Here is a 17883-nt window from a genome sequence, read left to right on the forward strand (position 1 = left end):
TCAGCCCGCCAGATAGATCCGGCCGTCTTCGACCCGCACGGCCACCGGCGGGGCGCAGCCCTTGCCGGCGTCGGCCCCCATCGGCTCGCCGGTGGAAAGATCGATGTTCCAGGCGTGCAGGGGGCAGGTCACCGCGCGGCCGTGGACGATCCCCTGGCTGAGGGGGCCGCCCTTGTGGGGGCACTTGTCGCGCAGAGCGAAGACCTCGCCATCGCCGGTGCGGAACACGGCGATATCGCCTCGGGGGGTGGCGACGCGGCGCGCGCCGCGGCGAGGGATGTCGGCGAGGGCTCCGACATCAATCCAGAAAGCATCGGTCTTGGGCATGACGGTCATGCGTCTGCGAGCTCCATGCTGCGGGCGAGGGGGCGGAATTCGCCGGCGTCGCGGCCGGCGACACGTTCGGCCCAGGGGTCGACGCGGGAGAACCGCTGCGAGAAGGCGAAGCGATCGTAGTAGGCGCGGCGGAGGTCGGGGCTTTCGACGGCGGCCTTGATGCTGTCGAGGCCGACCCGATCCATCCACTTGTAGACGCGCTCCAGGTAGAAACCGTCCTCGCGGTACATCTGCATCACCGCGCAGATCACCCAGATCGCTTCTTCTTCAGTGGCCACGCGGGTGAGCACCTGCGTGCCCTGGATGTGCAGGCCGGCGGCGCCGCCGATGTGGATCTCGTAGCCGCTGTCGACGCAGATCACCCCGATGTCCTTGCAGGTCGCCTCGGCGCAGTTGCGCGGGCAGCCGGAGACGGCGAGCTTCACCTTGGCGGGCGCCCAGGAGCCCCACATCAGCTTCTCGAGCCGGACGCCGAGACCGGTCGAATCCTGGGTGCCGAAGCGACACCACTCCGAGCCGACGCAGGTCTTCACCGTGCGCAGGCCCTTGGCGTAGGCGTGGCCCGAAACCATGCCGGCGGCGTTGAGGTCGGCCCAGACGGCCGGCAGATCGTCCTTCTTGACGCCCAGGAGGTCGATGCGCTGGCCGCCGGTCACCTTGACGGTGGGGATGGCGAACTTGTCGGCCACGTCGGCGATGGCCCGCAGCTCGGCCGGGGTGGTGACCCCGCCCCACATGCGCGGCACCACCGAATAGGTGCCGTCCTTCTGGATGTTGGCGTGCACCCGCTCGTTGATGAAGCGGCTCTGCTTGTCGTCGACGTATTCGCCGGGCCAGGCGCACAGGAGGTAGTAGTTCAGGGCCGGGCGGCAGGTCGCGCAGCCGTCGGGCGTCTTCCACTCCAGCGCCTGCATCACCGCCGGCATCGATTTCAGGCCCTCGGCGACGATGCGCTTGCGGACGAGAGCGTGGCCGTGGCCGGTGCACTTGCAGACCGCCTTGGGGCCGGTCTCCTTCTTGAAGCCGTCGCCCAGGGTCAGGGCCAGCAGCTGTTCGACCAGCGGCGTGCAGGAGCCGCAGGAGGCCGAGGCCTTGGTGACGGCGCGCACGCCGTCGAGGGTGTGAACGCCCGCGTCGATCGCCGTGACGATCTGGCTCTTGCAGACGCCGTTGCAGCCGCAGATTTCCGCCGTGTCGGCCATGGCCGCCACGGCCGCGCTAGGGTCCAGGCCCCGAAGGCCCTCCGTGATCGCCTGGCCGAAGACCAGGGTCTCGCGCATGTCGGAGACATCGGTCCCCTGGCGGATCAGGTCGAAGTACCAGTTGCCGTCGGCGGCGTCGCCGAACATCACCGCCCCGGCGAGGCGATTGTCCTTGATGACCAGGCGCTTGTAGACGCTGCGTCCGGCGTCGCGGAACACCACGTCCTCGCAACCGTCGCCGCCGGCGAACTGGCCGGCGGAGAACACGTCGACGCCCGAGACCTTGAGGCGGGTGGAGAGCTGCGAGCCCTCGTAGGCCGCCTCGCCGCCGGTCATCACCGCCGCCAGGGTGCGGCACATGTCCCAGATGGGAGCCACCAGGCCGTAGGCGATCCCCCGGTGCTCGGCGCACTCGCCGACCGCGAAGATGGCCGGATCGCTGGTGCGCATCTGGTCGTCGACGACCACGCCGCGGTTGACGTCGAGGCCGGCGTCGCGCGCCAGCCCCGTGTTCGGGCGAATTCCGACGGCCATGATGAGGATTGAGCAGGGCAGGACCCGGCCGTCCTTCAGCTTCAGCCCTGCGACCTTGCCGTTCTCGCCGACGATCTCCTCGGACTGGGCCGACAGCACGGTCTCGACGCCGCGCTCGATCAGGGCCTGGGTCAGCAGGTAGCCGGCCGCGCTGTCGAGCTGGCGCTCCATCAGCACGTCCATCAGGTGGACGACGGTCGCCTTCATGCCGCGGCGGGCGAGGCCGTAGGCGGCTTCGAGGCCCAGCAGGCCGCCGCCGATGACCACGGCTTCGCCGCCCGCATCGGCCGCGGCCGTCATCCGCTCCACGTCGTCGAGGTCGCGGAAGGTTACCACGCCGTCGAGCTCCTTGCCGGGCAGGGGCAGGCGCACCGGATCCGAGCCGCAGGCGAGCAGCAGGGTGTCGTAGGGCACGGCAAGGCCGCCCTCCGCCTCGACCGTCTTGGTTTCCCGGTCGATCCGCGTCACCGCCCGGCCGCTGTGCAGGGTGATGGCGTTGTCGGCGTACCAGGCCGCATCGTTGATGATGATGTCTTCGAAGGCCTTCTCGCCGGCCAGCACCGGCGAGAGCATGATGCGGTTGTAGTTCACCCGCGGCTCGGCGCCGAAGACCGTGATCTCGTAACGGTCGGCGTCGCGCTTGAGGATTTCCTCGATCGCCCGGCAACCGGCCATGCCGTTGCCGATGACGACCAGACGTTCCTTGGAGGGAAGGCTCATGACGGGCGCTCCTAGACGCGAACGGGCTCGGCGGCGCGGCCGGAGAGGGCCGGCCAGCGGGCGCGCCACTGGGACTTGAGGCAGGCGAGGGCGATCAGGGCGACCACCGCCAGGCTGGCGAAGCCGACGAAGCCGGCCTGGTACGAACCGGTCAGCTGCTTGGCGAAGCCGAGGGTCGAGGCGAGGTAGAAGCCGCCGACGCCGCCCATGGCCCCGACGAGACCGGTGATCACGCCGATCTCCTTGCCAAAGCGCTGGGGCGCCAGCTGGAAGACCGCGCCGTTGCCGGCGCCCAGCGCCATCATCGCCAGCATGATCACCACCAGGGCGACGGCCGGCGACGGCTGGTGGATGCCGGCGGCCAGCAGGCCGATGGCGGCGAAGCCGTAGACGGCGATCAGGGTGCGCACCCCGCCGATGCGGTCGGCCACCGCCCCGCCGACGGGGCGGACGAAGGAGCCGGCGAAGACGCAGGCGGCGGTGAAGAAGCCGGCGATCACCGGATCGAGGCCGTATTCGGCGTTGAAGTAGATCGTCAGCGAAGACGACAGGCCCGAGAAGCCGCCGAAGGTGACGGCATAGAGGAACATCAGCCACCAGGCGTCGGCGGTCTTCAGCACGCCGAGGTATTCGCTCCAGCGCTTGGGCGGCGGCTGGTTGGGGGCGTCCTTGGCCAGGGTCAGATAGACGACGAAGGCGACGGCCAGCGGTATGGCCGCGAGGCCGATGACGTTGGTCCAGCCGAGGGCCTTGGCGAGCCCAGGGGCGAAGAGGGCGGCGAGGGCCGTGCCGGAGTTGCCGGCGCCGGCGATGCCGAGGGCGAGGCCCTGGTGCTGCGGCGGATACCAGCGCGAGGCCAGGGGCAGGGCGACCGCGAAGGAGGCCCCGGCGACGCCCAACACCACGCCGAGCAGCAGCACCTGGGAATAGTCGTGAATGCCGAGGAACCAGGCGATCAGCAGGCCCGCCAACACGATCAGTTGACCGATCAGCCCGGTCCGCTTCGGCCCGATGTGGTCGACCAGCACGCCGTTGACCAGGCGAAGGGCCGCGCCGGCCAGCAAGGGCACGGCGACCATCAGACCCTTCTCGGCGGGCGTCAGGCCCAGGCTCTTGGAGATGGCGACGCCGAGCGGCCCGAGCAGCACCCAGACCATGAAGCTGAAGTCGAAATAGAGGAACGCGGCGAACAGGGTCGGCGTGTGGCCGGACTTGAGAAAGGACTTGTCGATCATCTGCGGCATCCCGGAAAGCGAGGGCTTGGGGGGCGAAGGGCGAAGGTTCAGAAGCGGTACTCGAGGCTGGCCCACAGCTTTCTGCGGTCGGCCGGGGCGAGGGCGGTCCCGGCGGGGACGCGCGGCTCGCGGGTGAAATCGGCGTACTTGAGAAGGGCGGTGACGCGCGGCGTCAGGGCCGCGGTCGCCTGGGCGTCCCATTCGGAGGCGAGGCCCGCGCCGGTGCGCTCGGCGTCGAAATCGTGGCGGATGAGGGTTACGGTCGGGGCCGAGAACCAGCGGGTCTTCAGCGGCGGGGCGAAGGTGAGGCCGAGCCAGGCGTCCTCGATGCCGTCGACGGCGGTCTTGCCGCCGCCGGCCACGGCGAAGGCGTCGGACCAGCCCTGGAACAGGTGGTTGGTGCCCAGCGGGGTCGAGAAGCCGGTTGCGCCGTCGCCCTCGAGGCGCTCGTAACCGGCCTTCAGCGTCCAGGCGCCGACCGTGCCGGCGATATCGCCCTGCAGATAGCCGAGGTCGAAGTCGCGAGGGCTGTTGCGCCAGTCGGTCTGCCGCGCGGCCGTCAGGGTCCAGGCCAGGGCGGCCGGACCGGCCTTGGTCTTGCCGGCGGCGCGCACCCCCGTGGTCAGGCCGGAGCCGGCCGGGGCGTTGGCGAAGGCCAGGGCGTAGGCGAAACCTTCCAGGCGCAGCTTCGGCGACACCGTCCACGCCACGTTGACGAGGTGGCTGTCGCTGTCCCAGTCCCGCAGGTCGCCGAGCGTGCGGTTGACCCGGGCGATGTAGACGTAGGTGTTGCGGACGGCCGCGCCGCCGCCGTCGAGGCGCAGGGCGTCGAAGGTCTGCTCGTCCTGGCGCCAGGCCACGCCGCCGACGAAGCGCTGGTCGTCGATGCCGATCCGTTGGCGGCCGGCGGTGAGGCCGAAGGCCGCGCTCGGCGTCCAGCTCAGCTGCAGGCGGTTGATTTCGGTGACTTCGGGGTCGCCCACGGCGGGGTAGCGGGTCTTGCCATTCAGGCTGGCGCCGCCCGGGCCGGGCACGGCGACGTTGTAGTCGCCGGTCGCCACGATGTTCTCGATCTCGACCAGGCCCTTCACGCCGGAGACGGCGGCCGTCTCCCAGCCGAGGCGGGTGCGCAGGGTGTAGGCGGCGGCCTCTTCGGGCAGGCCGGCCTGGTCGACGCCTTCGTAGCGGGCCCGCATCTCAAGGATCGGCTTGCCGCCAGCAACGGCGTCGCCGAGCGACTGGGCGTGCGCCGCGCCGGCCGCCATGCAGCCCGCCGCTCCAATCGCACCCCACAGCCGCAGCCGCCGCATCGCTCGCCTTCCTGGCCAGAGGCCAAAAAAAAGCGCCCAGCCAGGGGTGATCCCCGACTGGACGCCATTGTCCCGAACCCATGCCCGGCGCCTTGCCGGGCGGTATGCGCAAGACGCCGTTGCCTTGCGAAAGTCCCTATCAGGAGGCCCGCCAAGCCCAAGCGGCGCAACGGTTTGGGGCCGGTCATGCTGCGCTGCAATGCAAAACGCTCAGAATTTGATCGGCCCCGCGGCGGCCCGCGCGCAAAAACGAGGCGTTTGCCCGAGGTCAGGCCTTGAAGCGGCTGATCTGGAAGCCGCGCACATAGGCCAGGGGCTGGCGCGGATCGAAGACTCGCCCGTCGAAGAAGGCGTCGGGGGCCATGGGAATCGGTTGCGTCGCCTCGTCCAGCGTCCATGGCGCGGCGTGACCGCCCTCGGCCTTGTGGTCGACCAGGGGCGCCGGCTCGCCCACGGCGGCGGCGGCTTGGCGGAACAGGTCCGGCCGGTAGACGGCGTCGGCGACGGCGCGGATGTCGACCTCCGAGCCGATCTGGCCCCAGCGCAGCATCTGGCTGAGGAACCACAGGGCGTGGCTGCGCCAGGGAAAGCTCGCGGCGTAGCGGTGATAGACGATGTAGTCCTGCGACGGCGTCACCGCGCCTCCGGCCGTGTAGGGCGGCGAGCCGATCAGCGATTGGGCGATCATCGCCTCGGGGGCGTCGACGAACTCCGGCCGGGCCAGCAGCGCGGCGAGGGCGGGGCGGTTCTCCGGCGCGTCGGCCCAGGCGGCGGCCTTCAGCAGGGCGCGCAGAACGGCTTGCAGCGCCATGGGGTTGGCGTCGGCCCAATCACGGGTGACGGCCAGCACCTTGTCGGGGCCCATCGGCCAGAGGTCGGAGGCGTAGGCGGCGATCTCGCCGTCGCCTTCGCCGACCGCCAGGGCGTTCCACGGCGCGCCGACGCAGAAGCCGTCGATGTCGCCGGCCTTCAGCCGCTCGGTCATGCGCGGCGGCGGCGCGACCACCAGACGGATGTCGTGGTCGGGATCGATGCCGGCCGCCGCCAGCCAGTAGCGTAGCTCATAGGCGTGCATCGAATAGGGGAAGACCACCGCAAAGGTCAGCGGTCGTTCACCGAACGCGCGGCGCGAGGCGATCAGGCGGGCGAGGGGGCGTGCGCTGCGCGGATGCTCGGCCATGCCCTCGGGATCGACGGCGCGCATGGCTTCCGCCAGCTCGACCGAGACGGTGATGGCGCTGCCGTTCAGGTTCAGCGACAGGGGCACGGTCATCGGCGTGCGCTCGCCGCCGACGCCCATCGAGGCCGCCAGGGCCATGGGGGCCAGCATATGGCCGCCGTCCAGCGCGCCGACGGCCGTCTTGTCGCGGATGTTGGCCCAGGAGGCTTCGCGCGACAGCTCCACATCCAGGCCCTCGGCCTCGAAGAAGCCCTGCGTCTTGGCCACGGCCAGGGGCGCGCAGTCGTTCAGCGGGATGAAGCCCAGGCGCAGGTCGCGTCGCTCCAGCTTGCTCATTCGCCCTTGCCCTTCAGCACGCCGGCGAAGGCCAGCAGGTCGGCGGCCACCGCGCCCAGCGGCCGGCCCTTGTCCATCGCCAGCTTGCGGAGCAGGCGATAGGCGGCCTCCTCATCGAGGCCGCGTTCTTTCATCAAGAGGCCCTTGGCGCGGTCGATCGCCTTGCGGTCGGCCAGGTCCGCCTTGGCCTTCTTCAGGTCGCTGCGCAGCTGCTGCATCAGGCCGAAGCGGCTCATCGCCACCTCCAGCACGGGGCGCACGCGATTGGCCTGCAGCCCGTCGACCACATAGGCGGCGACGCCGGCCTCGACCGCCGCCTCGGCCAGGCCCGGGGCGGACTTGTCGACAAACATCACCACCGGGCGCGGATTGTGGGCGTTGGCGTCGCGCAGGGATTCCAGGGTGTCGCGATCAGGGCTTTCGCTGGCGATGACGATGACGTCGGGCGCATAGGCGGCGGCCTCCGCCTCGTCGAAAGCGGCGACGCGCATCACCGTCAGCGGCTTCACGCCGGCCAGCCCCTCGGCGACGAGGGCCGCCCGTGCTTCGTCGGGATCGATGATCAACACACGCATCGCCGCCTCTTTGATGCGGGCAAGGCCGACTGTCGCGTGGAAACAGGACACGCCCGATCGCTAAGCGACCGGCGCCTGTTTTCGAGGCGCCTCGAAGGCGAAGCTTTCCGTCAGGCGAGTCCGAACTCTTCCATCGCCGGCACGAAGTTGGCGTTCTCGTGCCGGTCGCGGGTCAGCTTGACGATGGCGTAGCGCTCCAACTCCGAGAGGGAGGCCCAGCCGGCGTCGGAAGGCGGGGCGACACGCTGTTCGGCCGCGAGACGCTGAACGGCTTCCGGCGTGGTGGGCGACAACCATCCGGGCGTCGGCGCCTCCGCCAGCGTCTTCGGTTCTTCCTTCGCCCGCGCGTGGATCAGATTGACGAGGGCTTTCCGGTAGGCCTCGACGTCAGCCGGCGTCTCGCAGGGCTTCAGGCGCAGCTCCAGTCGATCGGCCAGGGTGAAGCGGCTCCACTGGCGAAGCGACAGCTTGATTCCGGTGCGGTCCAGCTTGAAGCGCACGCACATGGGAATGCAGCGCAGGGTGCGGACGAAGTCGTCCTCGAAGCGGAAGAGGCGGGCGTGGGCGGGCGGCGTCTCGACCTCGGTGCTGTCCAGCGCGGCCAGCTCCGGCGCTTCATTGACGTTGGCGCTGTCGAAGCCTTCGACGACGGCGAGGTCGAGTTCCGCGAGCAGGGTGCGCACCGCGGGGTGCTCCCCGGCGGCCAGCACCGCGCCGACGCGGGCGTAGGCGGCCTCCACCGGCCAGACGGCCATCAGCGGCTCCAGCCCGCCGCGCGAGGCGGCCGCAACCGCGTCGCCGCGGGTTTTCGCCAGATCGACCAACCGCGCCAGTTGGTCGGCGGTCAGGCGAGCGGCGTCGCAGGGGGCGGTGGCCAGGTGGCTCGCACCCTGGTCCCTGGCCCAGGCCAGGCCGGCCAGGACTCCCGCCAGGGGACCGTTGGGTGCGCCCTCGGGATCGGACAGCACCGGATAGCCGGCCGTCTCGGCGATGGCCGCCGCGCCGGAATCCGCCTTGGCCGCCACCGCCACCTCGTCGCAGACGCCGGCCAGGGCCTGAAGGGGACCTTCCATCAGCAGACCGCCTCCGAACGGAGCCACCGCCTTCTCACGGCCGAAGCGGATCGAGCGACCGCCGGCCAGCAGCACGCCGACAACCTTGGTCATGGTCTCCTCCTTCGCCGGCGTTGAAAGTCGCGCCGCAATGCTCGCGACCGTGGCGTTTGTCGAGGGTGTATGACGGTCTGCGGCTTGCCCATGCCTCTTGTGAGCGATAGGCGCGCAGCAGCCATGCACGGAGCCTCAGCTTGAACGCGTCCCCCTCGTCAGACCCCCTGCGCGGCGCCAGCGTCGTGGATGCGCGCCGTCGGATGCTGGCCGTCGTCGAGCCTGCGGGCGTCGAGAGCGTCGCCCTGGAGCAGGCGCTGGGACGGGTTCTCGCCGAACCGATCGAGGCGGTGCGGGACCAGCCGCCGTTCGACGCCTCGGCCATGGACGGCTGGGCGGCGCGGTCTTCCGATCTGGCCGCGGGCGTCGAGGTCTTCCAGGTCGTCGGCGAAAGCGCCGCCGGTCGGCCGTTCGACGCCGGCGTCGCTTCGGGCGAGGCCGTGCGGATTTCGACCGGCGCGCCGCTGCCGGCCGGCGCCGACCGGGTGGTGATCCAGGAAGAGGCGACGCTCGACCGCGACCGGGTGCGCCTGTCGCCGTCGCTCGGCGCCCCGGCCTATGTGCGCAGGCGTGGCAATGACTTCGCGGTCGGTGATGTGCTGCTGAACGCCGGCCTGCGCCTGGACGCCTGGCGGCTGTCGCTGGCCGCCTCGGCGGGGGCGGCGAACGTCGCCGTCGTCCGTCGCCCGCGCGTCGCCATCCTGGCGACCGGCGAGGAACTGGTGGCGCCGGGGACCGCTCCTGGCGCAGCCGCCATCTTCGATTCCGCCGGTCCGGGTCTCGCCGCCCTGGCCCAGGGCTGGGGCGCCGCCGCCCGCCGCCTGCGGACGACCGGCGACAACGCCGCCGCCATCGCGGCGGCCGTCGCGTCGGAAGAGGCGGATCTGATCGTCACCGTCGGCGGCGCCTCGGTCGGAGACCACGATCTGGTCAAGCCGGCGCTGCGGACGCTCGGTCTGGTCCTGCACGTCGAGACGGTCAACGTCCGCCCCGGCAAGCCGGTGTGGTTCGGCATGCTGGCTGACGGTCGCAAGGTGCTTGGCTTGCCCGGCAATCCCGCCTCGGCCTTCGTCTGCGCCGAGCTGTTCCTGCGGCCGCTGCTGTTTGCCATGCAGGGCGTCGAGCCGGGCCCGCCGCTGGTCGCCGCGCGGTTGCGCACGCCGCTGCCGGCCGAGGGGCCGCGCGAGCACTGGCTGCGAGCGCGCCTGGAGATCGACGACGACGGCGCGCTGTGGGCCGCGCCGTTCTCGGATCAGGACTCCGGCATGGTCGGCGTCTTCTCGCGCGCCGATGCGCTGCTGCGGCGCCCGGGGCGGGCGGGCGCGGCGCGTGACGGCGATATTGTCGAGGTCCTGCGTCTCAACAGGGCTGAATAGCGGGGTGCGCGCCGAAGCCCTACAGTGCGCGGGTGAACCGGCGATGCGACCCCCTCGATGCTGACGCCTGACGACTGGCAGGCCATCCTCCTGTCGCTGCGCGTCGCCGCGGTCGCCATCCTGGTCGGCCTGCCGCTGGCGTTGCTGGCGGCGCAGGCGCTGGTGCGGGCGCCGTCGCCCGCGCGCAGCGTGCTCGAGGCGGTGGTGCAACTGCCATTGGTGCTGCCGCCCGTCGCCACCGGCTTTATTCTGCTGTTGCTGCTCGGCCGCGAGGGGCCTTTCGGGGCCCTGCTGGGGCGGCTCGGTGTCAGCTTCGTCTTCACCTGGACCGGCGCGGCCCTGGCCTCGGGGGTGATGGCCTTTCCCCTGATGGTGCGGCCCATCCGCCTGTCCATCGAAGCCATAGATCGCGAAGTCGGCGAGGCGGCGGTGACGCTGGGGGCCGGCGCCCTCGTGCGGTTCTTCCGCCTGACGATTCCGCTGGCGGCGCCGGGCATCATCGCCGGCGGCGTGCTGGGGTTCGCCAAGGCGCTGGGCGAGTTCGGAGCCACCATCACCCTGGCCGGCGCCATTCCCGGCGAGAGCCTGACCCTGCCGGCCGCCATCTGGGGCGCGACCCAGGCGCCGGGCAGCGAGGGGCGGGCGGCCGCGCTCTGCCTGATCTCGGCGGTTCTGGCGCTGGGCGCGGTGTTCGTATCGGAGGCGGTGGCGCGGCGCGCGGCGCGCTGGGCGAGGGTTTAGTCCCGCGACCAGTCGCCGGACTTGCCGCCGCTCTTGGCCAGCAGCCTCACGCCCTCGATGGTCAGGCCTTTGTCGGCCGCCTTCAGCATGTCGTAGATCGTCAGACAGGCCACCGAGACGGCGGTCAGCGCCTCCATCTCGACGCCGGTCGGTCCCGTCGTCTTGACCTTGGCCTGCACGCGCAGGCCCCCTTCGACGCTTTCAACCACCACCTCGACCTTCGAAAGGGCCAGCGGATGGCACAGCGGGATCAGGTCCGAGGTCCGTTTGGCGGCCATCACCCCGGCGATTTCGGCGGTCGCCCGCACGTCGCCCTTGGCCGCGCCGCCGCCTAACGCCAAGTCCCGCAGGGCCGCGGGCATGTGAACCACGCCTTCGGCCACGGCCTCTCGCGCCGTCGCCGGCTTTTCCGACACATCGACCATGCGCGCGCGGCCGGCGTCATCGAGGTGGGTAAGGCGGCTCATCGTTCGTTCAACCGGGGCATCAGCTCGACCATGTTGCACGGCCGGTGGCGGCTATCGAGCTGAGCGGCGATCACCTTGTCCCAGCCGTCTTTCACCGCGCCGTTCGAACCGGGCAGGCAGAACACGAACATGCCGTCGATTAGCCCCGCCGTGGCCCGCGACTGGAGGGTGGAAAGGCCCACCGACTGGTAGCTGACCATGTGGAAGACCGCCGAAAAGCCGTCGATCTTCTTGTCGAACAGCGGCTCCAGCGCCTCGACCGTCACGTCGCGGCCGGTCAGGCCGGTGCCGCCGGTGGTGACGATGGCGTCGATGTCGCCGCCCAGGCCCCAGGTCTTCACCTGGCTGCGGATGGCCTCGATGTCGTCGGCGACCCAGGCGCGGGCGGCCAGGGCGTGACCGGCGGCGGTCACCCGCTCGGCCAGGATGCGGCCGGAGGTGTCGCTCTCCTCGTCGCGGGTGTCGGAAACGGTGAGGATGGCCACGCGCACACGGGTGAACGGCAGGCCGGCGTCGAAGCGGCCGCCGGGGGCGGTCTGCAGGGGCAGGGGCGGGGTGGTCATGGAGCAGTCTCGTCCCAGCGGGCGGCGTCGGCGTGGTCGGCGGCGGTGGGTTCGATCCAGCGCTCGCCATCAGGGCCGTGCTCCTTCTTCCAGAAGGGGGCGCGGCTTTTCAGATAGTCCATCAGATGGTCGCAGGACTCCAGCGCGGCCTTGCGATGCTGGGCGGCGGCGGCGACGAAGACCACAGCCTCGCCCGGCGCGATCCGGCCAACGCGATGCACGACCAGCGCGCCCTGCAATCCAAAGCGTTCGATGGCGGCGGCGACCATCGCCTCGATCTGCTTTTCGGCGAAGCCCTCGTAGGATTCGAGCTCCAGCGCCTGGGTCACGCCGTGTTCGGCCCGGACGAGGCCGGTGAAGCTGGCGACCGCCCCCGTCTCCGACCGTCCGGCGCAGAAGCTGTCCAGCAGCGCGCCCGGCGCGATCGGGGTCTTCGAAAGCCGGACGCTCATCCGCCGCTCATCGGCGGCAGGAAGGCGACTTCGGCCGCGCCGGAGAGCGGGACGTCGCCGCGCACGATGACCTGGTCGACCACGGCATGCACGCCGGGTCCGGCCAGCGCCTCACCGAGCGCCGCATTCTCGTGCGCCAAGGCGTCACGCAGGCCGAAGAGCGTGGCCGGCGCCGACTCCAGCCGGCGCTCGCGCCAGCCGGCGATGTCGTGCAGGCGGCCGAACAGCAGGAGGCGGGTCATCAGCCCCCCGTCGTCGACATGGCGCGGGAGACCGAGGCGCGGTCGCCGATGACGAAGTCGTGGCCCTGCGGCTTGCCGCCGATGGCGTCGCGGATCGCCAGCTGCAGCTCGGCGTCGCTGGCGCCGGCGCGCATCAGGCCGCGCAGGTCGGTGGCGTCCTCGCGGCCGAGGCAGGTGTGCAGCGTGCCGGTGCAGGTCAGGCGCACCCGGTTGCAGCTTTCGCAGAAGGTGTGGCTCAGCGGGGTGATAAAGCCGAGGCGGCCGCCCGTCTCACGCACGCGGACGTAGCGCGCCGGGCCGCCGGTGTTCAGCGGCAGATCGTCCAGCGTCCAGAAGGCGGAAAGCTGCGCGCGCACCTCGGCCAGAGACAGGAACTGCGCCGTGCGGTCGGCGCCGATCTCGCCCATCGGCATGGCCTCGATCAGGGTCAGGTCCATGCCGCGCCCGTGGGCCCAGGTGATGAGGTCGGGGAGTTCGGCGGCGTTGTCGGCCTTCAGCGCCACGGTGTTGATCTTCACCGCCAGGCCGGCGGCTTGCGCGGCGGCGATACCGTCCAGCGTGCGGGCCAGATCACCGCCACGCGTCAGGCGAGAAAACGCTACAGGATCAAGGGTGTCGAGCGAGATGTTCACCCGCCGGACGCCCGCCGCGCGCAGGGCTTCGGCGTGCTGCGCCAGCTGCGAGCCGTTGGTGGTGAGGGTCAGCTCCTCCAGCATGCCGGCGCCGAGGTGGCGCGAGACGCCCTGGATCAGCGACATCACGTCCTTGCGGACCAAGGGCTCGCCGCCGGTGATCCGCAGCTTGCGGACGCCGAGCGAGATGAACGCCGTCGCCAGGCGGTCAAGTTCCTCCAGGGTCAGCAGGTCGGATTTCGGCAGGAAATCGGGCCGCTCGGCCATGCAGTAGACGCAGCGCAGGTCGCAGCGGTCCGTCACCGACAGCCGCAGGTAGCGGACGGTGCGGCCGAACCCATCGATCAGGGGCGAGGCGGTCAGCATGGCGGCCCGCCAGACAACAACGCCTCGCGAGAGTCCACATCGAAAGCCGCGCCGGCTTGCGAAACCGGCATCTGCACAACATCGGAGCGGCCGCGCAGCAGCACGCCGGCGCCCGCGTCGCCGGTCAGGGCCGAAACGGCGGCGTACAGCGTCGAGGCGATGCCGACGGGGTGTCCCGGAACGGTGTCGACGGTGGGGTGCACGGCGGTGGCGCCCGATTGCAAAGCGGCGATGACGCGCGCGGGAAGGTCGGACGGAATCTGGGGCATGTCGCCGAGGAACACCAGCACCCCGCGACTATCTGTCGGCAGGGCGGCGATCCCGGCCGCCAGCGAGCGGGAAAGGCCGTCGCGCCAGTCGGCGGCGGGGACGATGCGCAGCCGGTCGTTCCGGAGGGGCTCAATGGCCGACGTTACCGCGTCGGCGTCGCAGCCGACGACGACCAGCACCTCGTCCACCGGCGCGGCGAGCGCGCGCGCCACGGCGGCGCAGACCAGCGGCCGGCCCGCCCACTCGGCCAGCATCTTGCCGCCGCCGAACCGGCTGCCGGCGCCCGCCGCCAGGACGATGGCCTGATAGCCGCTCACGGGTCGAGCCGTCGCTCGGCGATCACCTGGGCGGTGACGCTGACGGCGACCTCCCAGGGGCTGCGTGAACCGAGCGGCAGACCGATGGGCATGCGCAGGCGCGCCAACTGTTCGTCGGTAACCCCGAGCGCCCGGAGGCGCGCGATGCGATCCGGAATACGCCGCCGCGATCCCAGCACGCCGATGAAAGAGGTCTCGGTGGCGAGCGCCGCCACCATGGCCTGCTCGTCGTAGGTCTGGTCGTGGGTGGCCACGGCGATGGCGGTGTCGACGTCCGGCGCCAGGGCGGCCAAGGCCGAGGCCGGCGCGTCCGACCGGTGCGTGACATTGGCGAAGGGCGCGGCCTCGGGGCCGTGCGGCCAGACGATGATCGACGACCAGCCGAGCTGTCCGGCGAGGCCGGCGATGGCCAGGGCGATGGGGTCCGATCCGAAGACGATCAGGCGCTGCACGGGGCGATAGAGGTGGTCGACCACCCACTGGCCGCCGCTTGCCGGCGCGGCGGAGCATTCGCGCTCGGTCCCGTTCGTCCGGTAGCGCACGCGTCGCCGCGCCTTGTGAGCCTCGACGAAGGCGCCGATCGCCGTATCGTCCGGCGCGATGCGCTCGACCAACAGGTCGAGGCGGCCGCCGCAGGGCAGGCGGGTGTCGATCCAGGGACTGCCCTTGCCGTAGACCAGGCGCCGGGGCGCGCCGTCGCGCAGGGTTTCGCGCCCGTGAATGGCGACGTCGGCCTCGATGCAGCCGCCGGAGACGAAGCCCCAGTAGTCGTCGTCGGTGACGACCATTTGCGCGCCGACCCCGCGCGGGCCGCCGTCGGCGTCATATACGGTGACCAAGGCGAAGGGCCGCCCGCGCGCCATGGCCTCGGCCATCCGCGGCCGCAGGTCGTCTTCCAGACCGCTGTGGGGCCAATCGTCCATCGATCGAAAGCTAGTGACGTCCGGGCTGATAGTCACGGTTGATGACCCGCGCCGTCAGGCCGTCAGCATGCCTTTCACATAGTCCGGCCGCAGCGGCAGGCGGCGGGCGGGTTTGCCGGTCGCATCGAAGAACGCCGCCGCGATGGCCGCCGCCGCCAGGGCGTTGGCGCTCTCGGACCCTTGCCCATATTCTCCGAACTCAGGCCGCGCGGCGATGACGACCTGCACCTCGGGCATCTCCTCCATGGTCAGGATCGGATAGCTGCCCCAGTCGGCCGAGGTGACGGCCCCCTCGTCGAAGGCCACCTCTTCATGCAGCGCCTCGCTGACGCCCATCAGGCAGCCGGCCTGCACCTGCCGCTTCAGCTGCAGCGGGTTCACGACGATGCCAAGGTCCATGACGGTGGTGATCCGCTCGACCTTCACCTCGCCGCTCTCCGGGGTGACGGCGATCCGCACGGCGCAGGCCCAGTAGCCCTGGTCCCGATGCATGATCGAGACGCCCTGGCCACGAACGGGTTGGGCTCCCGTCGCACGCGCCTGCGGGGAGGGCGAGGTGCGGGTTTCCCACCCGGCCTCGGTGCGGAGCCGGTTCAGGATGGTCTTGAAGCGCTCGTCCTTGGTGTGGTCGATGCGGAACTGCAGCGGGTCCTTGCCCGCCAAGGCCGCCGCCTCGCTGATGGCGTTCTCGCGCGGGAAGTTCTGCTGGAACTGGATCGGGGTGCGCATCGAGTGGTTGCGCAGGCCGATTTCCAGCTTCGATTCCCTCTGGCCGATGGGATAGGTCGCCTGGCCTGTTTCGGAGACATTGGCGATCTCGTCGTAGACCCATCGGTCCGAGATGCCCATGTTCACCCGCTGCAGGCCGTTACGGTTGTCGGGCGTCGGGGCGCCGATGGTCGGCAGGCCCGCGAGGACGGCGCCGATCGGGCGGTCGTCCTGCATCGGCGGGCCGCTGTGGGTCGCCTGGTACGAACAGATCTTCCCCTCGGCGTCGAGGCCGATGCTGATCTTGGACAGCATGGCCGAGGACTGCGTCGACCACTGCACGTCGTCGGCGCGCATCCATTGCACGCGCACCGGCTTGCCGACCGCCCTGGACAGCAGCACCGCCTCGTCCTCGGATCCGGCGTTGCCGCCGTTCGAACGGCCAAAGTGGCTGGCGCCGGCATAGGTCTTGATGACCACCGCCGACTCCGGCTTGGCCAGCATCTTGGCGATGGCCATGCGCAGGAACTGCGGGTTCTGAGTGTGGGTGTGCAGTTCGACCGATCCGTCCGGCTTCACATCGGCGAGCGAGACCGTCGGGCTGATCGGGCCGTGCTTCATGAACGGCACGAAATAGGTCGCCGAGTGGGTCTTGGCGGCCTTGGCGGCCTCAGCGACGGCGTCGCCCTTGGTGGCGCCGCTCTTCGTCGACGGGACTTCGCTCCAGTTCACCTTCTCGAGGTGCTCGGCGAGCTTTTCGTGCCCGGGCAGGCCCTTCCACTCGGTCCATTTGGTGTCGGTCGCGACCTCCTGCGCCGCCTGGATGGCCTGCCATTCGTCGGGAGAGACCACGGCGACGAGGTTGCCGATCACAACGACGCGGCTGCCGGGATACTTCTTCGTGTCGACCTTGCCGGCCGAGACCAGCGTCGAACCCAGCGTGGCGGGGTGGATGACGCGGGCGTGCAGCATCCCCGGCAGCTTCACGTCGCCGACCCACGTCGTCTTTCCGGAGATCTTTTCCGGCAGGATCGGGTTCTTCACCGGCCGGCCGACGATGGTGTACTGCGAGGTCGGCTTCAGCGGCGGATCGCCGGCCACCTGCAGGCCGCCGAAACTGGTCAGCTCTCCGCGCACCGGAATCGTCAGTTGCAGGTCCTGACCGGCCACCAGCTTGCCGTAGGTTTCGGTCTTGCCGCCGCCGGCGAAGACGCCGTCCTTCACGGTGACCTGATCGCGCGGAACGCCGAACTTGCGGGCGGCGAGCTCAATGGCGGCCTCGCGGGTGTAGGCCGCGGCTTTGCGAAGGTTCTGCACGCCACGCAGCAGGCCGAACGTGCCGCCGCCGTCGGGGGTGCTGTCCGTGTCCCCCGTGACCACCGTGGTGATCGCCTCGACGGGGACGTACAGCTCCTCGGCGACGATCTGGCGGTAGGCGGTGAAGATCGAACTCTGGCCGAAGTCGCACTTGCCGGTGCGGATCAGGATCGCGCCGTCCTCGCGGATTTCGATCCAGGAGGTGATGCGGCTCGGGTCCATCGACGAGGTCGGGCCGGCGTCGAGCTGTGCATCGGCGCGGGTCGCGGACGGGGCGACGGCCAGGGAGACCACCAGGGCGCCGCCGGCCCCGAGGAAACCGCGACGGCTGAGCGTCGCGCCATGGACGGAGGCGGTTTCGAGCAGCTTCATCAGACTTGCCCCGACATGATCTTGGCGGCGCGGTGGGCGCCGTCGAGGATGGCCGCGTAGCTGGCGCAGCGGCAGAGATGGGGCGAGGGGCCGGAGGTGGTCAGGGCCGCCTTGATGTCGGCGTCGGTCGGCTTCGGATTGCTTTCCAGCAGCTCGGTCACTTTGATCATCATGCCGTACTGGCAGATGCCGCACTGAGGGACCTGCTCCTCGATCCAGGCTTCCTGCACCGGGTGCAGGCGCTCTTCGCCGGCCTTCGGCGCCGGCAGCTTCTTCTGCTTCGCCCAGCGCGCCGGCAGGCCTTCGACGGTGGTCACTTCCTTGCCGTCAAGCGCCGAGATCGGGGTGACGCAGGCGCGGATTTCCTCGTCGCCGAGCAGCACCGAACAGGCCCCGCACTGGGCGAGGCCGCAACCGAACTTCGGCGTCATGACGTTCAGCTCATTGCGGAGCACATAGAGCAGCGGCGTATCCGGCGCCGACTGAACGCTGCGCTCGGCGCCGTTCACCTTCAGCTTGATCATCGCCAAATCCCTCTCAGCG

The 17883-nt window shown here is 70.8% G+C and carries 18 protein-coding genes; 2 read left to right on the forward strand and 16 right to left on the reverse strand.

What is annotated here, in order from left to right:
- The 7 genes from nirD to ACFLIT_RS13580 form a co-directional block, all read right to left on the reverse strand.
- Nucleotides 1-327, reverse strand: a complete 327-nt coding sequence (gene nirD / locus ACFLIT_RS13550) for a nitrite reductase small subunit NirD (protein WP_479911880.1) — start codon at nucleotides 325-327, stop codon at nucleotides 1-3.
- Between the two features lie 5 nt (nucleotides 328-332).
- Nucleotides 333-2792, reverse strand: a complete 2460-nt coding sequence (gene nirB, locus ACFLIT_RS13555) for a nitrite reductase large subunit NirB (RefSeq protein WP_479911779.1) — start codon at nucleotides 2790-2792, stop codon at nucleotides 333-335.
- A gap of 11 nt (nucleotides 2793-2803) precedes the next feature.
- Nucleotides 2804-4027 carry a nitrate/nitrite transporter gene (locus tag ACFLIT_RS13560; protein ID WP_479911780.1) on the reverse strand — a complete coding sequence of 408 codons (1224 nt, stop codon included), beginning with the start codon at nucleotides 4025-4027 and terminating at the stop codon, nucleotides 2804-2806.
- Nucleotides 4028-4074: 47 nt separating this feature from the next.
- Nucleotides 4075-5292 carry an alginate export family protein gene (locus ACFLIT_RS13565; RefSeq protein ID WP_479911781.1) on the reverse strand — a complete coding sequence of 406 codons (1218 nt, stop codon included), beginning with the start codon at nucleotides 5290-5292 and terminating at the stop codon, nucleotides 4075-4077.
- 313 nt (nucleotides 5293-5605) lie between these two features.
- The gene (locus tag ACFLIT_RS13570) at nucleotides 5606-6853 is read right to left on the reverse strand and encodes a CmpA/NrtA family ABC transporter substrate-binding protein (protein ID WP_479911782.1); all 1248 of its coding nucleotides are present in this window, start codon (nucleotides 6851-6853) and stop codon (nucleotides 5606-5608) included.
- Entirely contained in the window at nucleotides 6850-7428 is a 579-nt protein-coding gene (locus tag ACFLIT_RS13575; RefSeq protein ID WP_479911783.1) for an ANTAR domain-containing response regulator, read from the reverse strand. The genes ACFLIT_RS13570 and ACFLIT_RS13575 overlap by 4 nt, the downstream gene beginning before the upstream one ends.
- A 110-nt stretch (nucleotides 7429-7538) precedes the next feature.
- Entirely contained in the window at nucleotides 7539-8594 is a 1056-nt protein-coding gene (locus ACFLIT_RS13580; protein ID WP_479911784.1) for a nitrate reductase associated protein, read from the reverse strand.
- Nucleotides 8595-8734: 140 nt separating this feature from the next.
- On the opposite strand from ACFLIT_RS13580, the gene ACFLIT_RS13585 reads away from it, so the two are divergent.
- Entirely contained in the window at nucleotides 8735-9970 is a 1236-nt protein-coding gene (locus tag ACFLIT_RS13585; protein ID WP_479911785.1) for a molybdopterin molybdotransferase MoeA, read from the forward strand.
- A gap of 57 nt (nucleotides 9971-10027) precedes the next feature.
- The gene (gene modB / locus ACFLIT_RS13590) at nucleotides 10028-10711 is read left to right on the forward strand and encodes a molybdate ABC transporter permease subunit (RefSeq protein WP_479911786.1); all 684 of its coding nucleotides are present in this window, start codon (nucleotides 10028-10030) and stop codon (nucleotides 10709-10711) included.
- Here modB and moaC read toward each other — a convergent pair.
- From moaC to ACFLIT_RS13635, 9 genes are read right to left on the reverse strand one after another with little or no spacing between them, the layout of a single operon-like run.
- Nucleotides 10708-11178, reverse strand: a complete 471-nt coding sequence (moaC, locus tag ACFLIT_RS13595; RefSeq protein WP_479911787.1) for a cyclic pyranopterin monophosphate synthase MoaC — start codon at nucleotides 11176-11178, stop codon at nucleotides 10708-10710. The two genes, modB and moaC, sit on opposite strands and share 4 nt — an antisense overlap.
- Nucleotides 11175-11741: a molybdenum cofactor biosynthesis protein B gene (gene moaB, locus ACFLIT_RS13600; RefSeq protein WP_479911788.1), complete on the reverse strand. Its 567-nt coding sequence runs from the start codon at nucleotides 11739-11741 to the stop codon at nucleotides 11175-11177. The genes moaC and moaB overlap by 4 nt, the downstream gene beginning before the upstream one ends.
- Complete coding sequence (locus tag ACFLIT_RS13605; protein WP_479911789.1) at nucleotides 11738-12193, reverse strand: molybdenum cofactor biosynthesis protein MoaE; 456 nt, start codon at nucleotides 12191-12193, stop codon at nucleotides 11738-11740. The genes moaB and ACFLIT_RS13605 overlap by 4 nt, the downstream gene beginning before the upstream one ends.
- Nucleotides 12190-12435 (reverse strand): MoaD/ThiS family protein, encoded by a 246-nt coding sequence (locus ACFLIT_RS13610; RefSeq protein ID WP_479911790.1) that lies wholly within the window; start codon nucleotides 12433-12435, stop codon nucleotides 12190-12192. Before ACFLIT_RS13610 ends, ACFLIT_RS13605 begins: the two co-directional genes overlap by 4 nt.
- The gene (gene moaA / locus ACFLIT_RS13615; protein WP_479911791.1) at nucleotides 12435-13433 is read right to left on the reverse strand and encodes a GTP 3',8-cyclase MoaA; all 999 of its coding nucleotides are present in this window, start codon (nucleotides 13431-13433) and stop codon (nucleotides 12435-12437) included. The genes ACFLIT_RS13610 and moaA overlap by 1 nt, the downstream gene beginning before the upstream one ends.
- Nucleotides 13427-14020: a nucleotidyltransferase family protein gene (locus tag ACFLIT_RS13620; protein WP_479911792.1), complete on the reverse strand. Its 594-nt coding sequence runs from the start codon at nucleotides 14018-14020 to the stop codon at nucleotides 13427-13429. The genes moaA and ACFLIT_RS13620 overlap by 7 nt, the downstream gene beginning before the upstream one ends.
- Nucleotides 14017-14943 carry an XdhC family protein gene (locus ACFLIT_RS13625; protein WP_479911793.1) on the reverse strand — a complete coding sequence of 309 codons (927 nt, stop codon included), beginning with the start codon at nucleotides 14941-14943 and terminating at the stop codon, nucleotides 14017-14019. The genes ACFLIT_RS13620 and ACFLIT_RS13625 overlap by 4 nt, the downstream gene beginning before the upstream one ends.
- A gap of 54 nt (nucleotides 14944-14997) precedes the next feature.
- On the reverse strand, nucleotides 14998-17340 hold the full coding sequence (locus ACFLIT_RS13630) for a xanthine dehydrogenase family protein molybdopterin-binding subunit (protein ID WP_479911794.1): 2343 nt from the start codon (nucleotides 17338-17340) through the stop codon (nucleotides 14998-15000).
- Nucleotides 17340-17864 (reverse strand): (2Fe-2S)-binding protein, encoded by a 525-nt coding sequence (locus tag ACFLIT_RS13635; protein ID WP_479911795.1) that lies wholly within the window; start codon nucleotides 17862-17864, stop codon nucleotides 17340-17342. The genes ACFLIT_RS13630 and ACFLIT_RS13635 overlap by 1 nt, the downstream gene beginning before the upstream one ends.
- Nucleotides 17865-17883: the final 19 nt, after the last annotated feature.

The sequence above is a fragment of the Caulobacter sp. HJHS_5 genome, assembly GCF_056683955.1.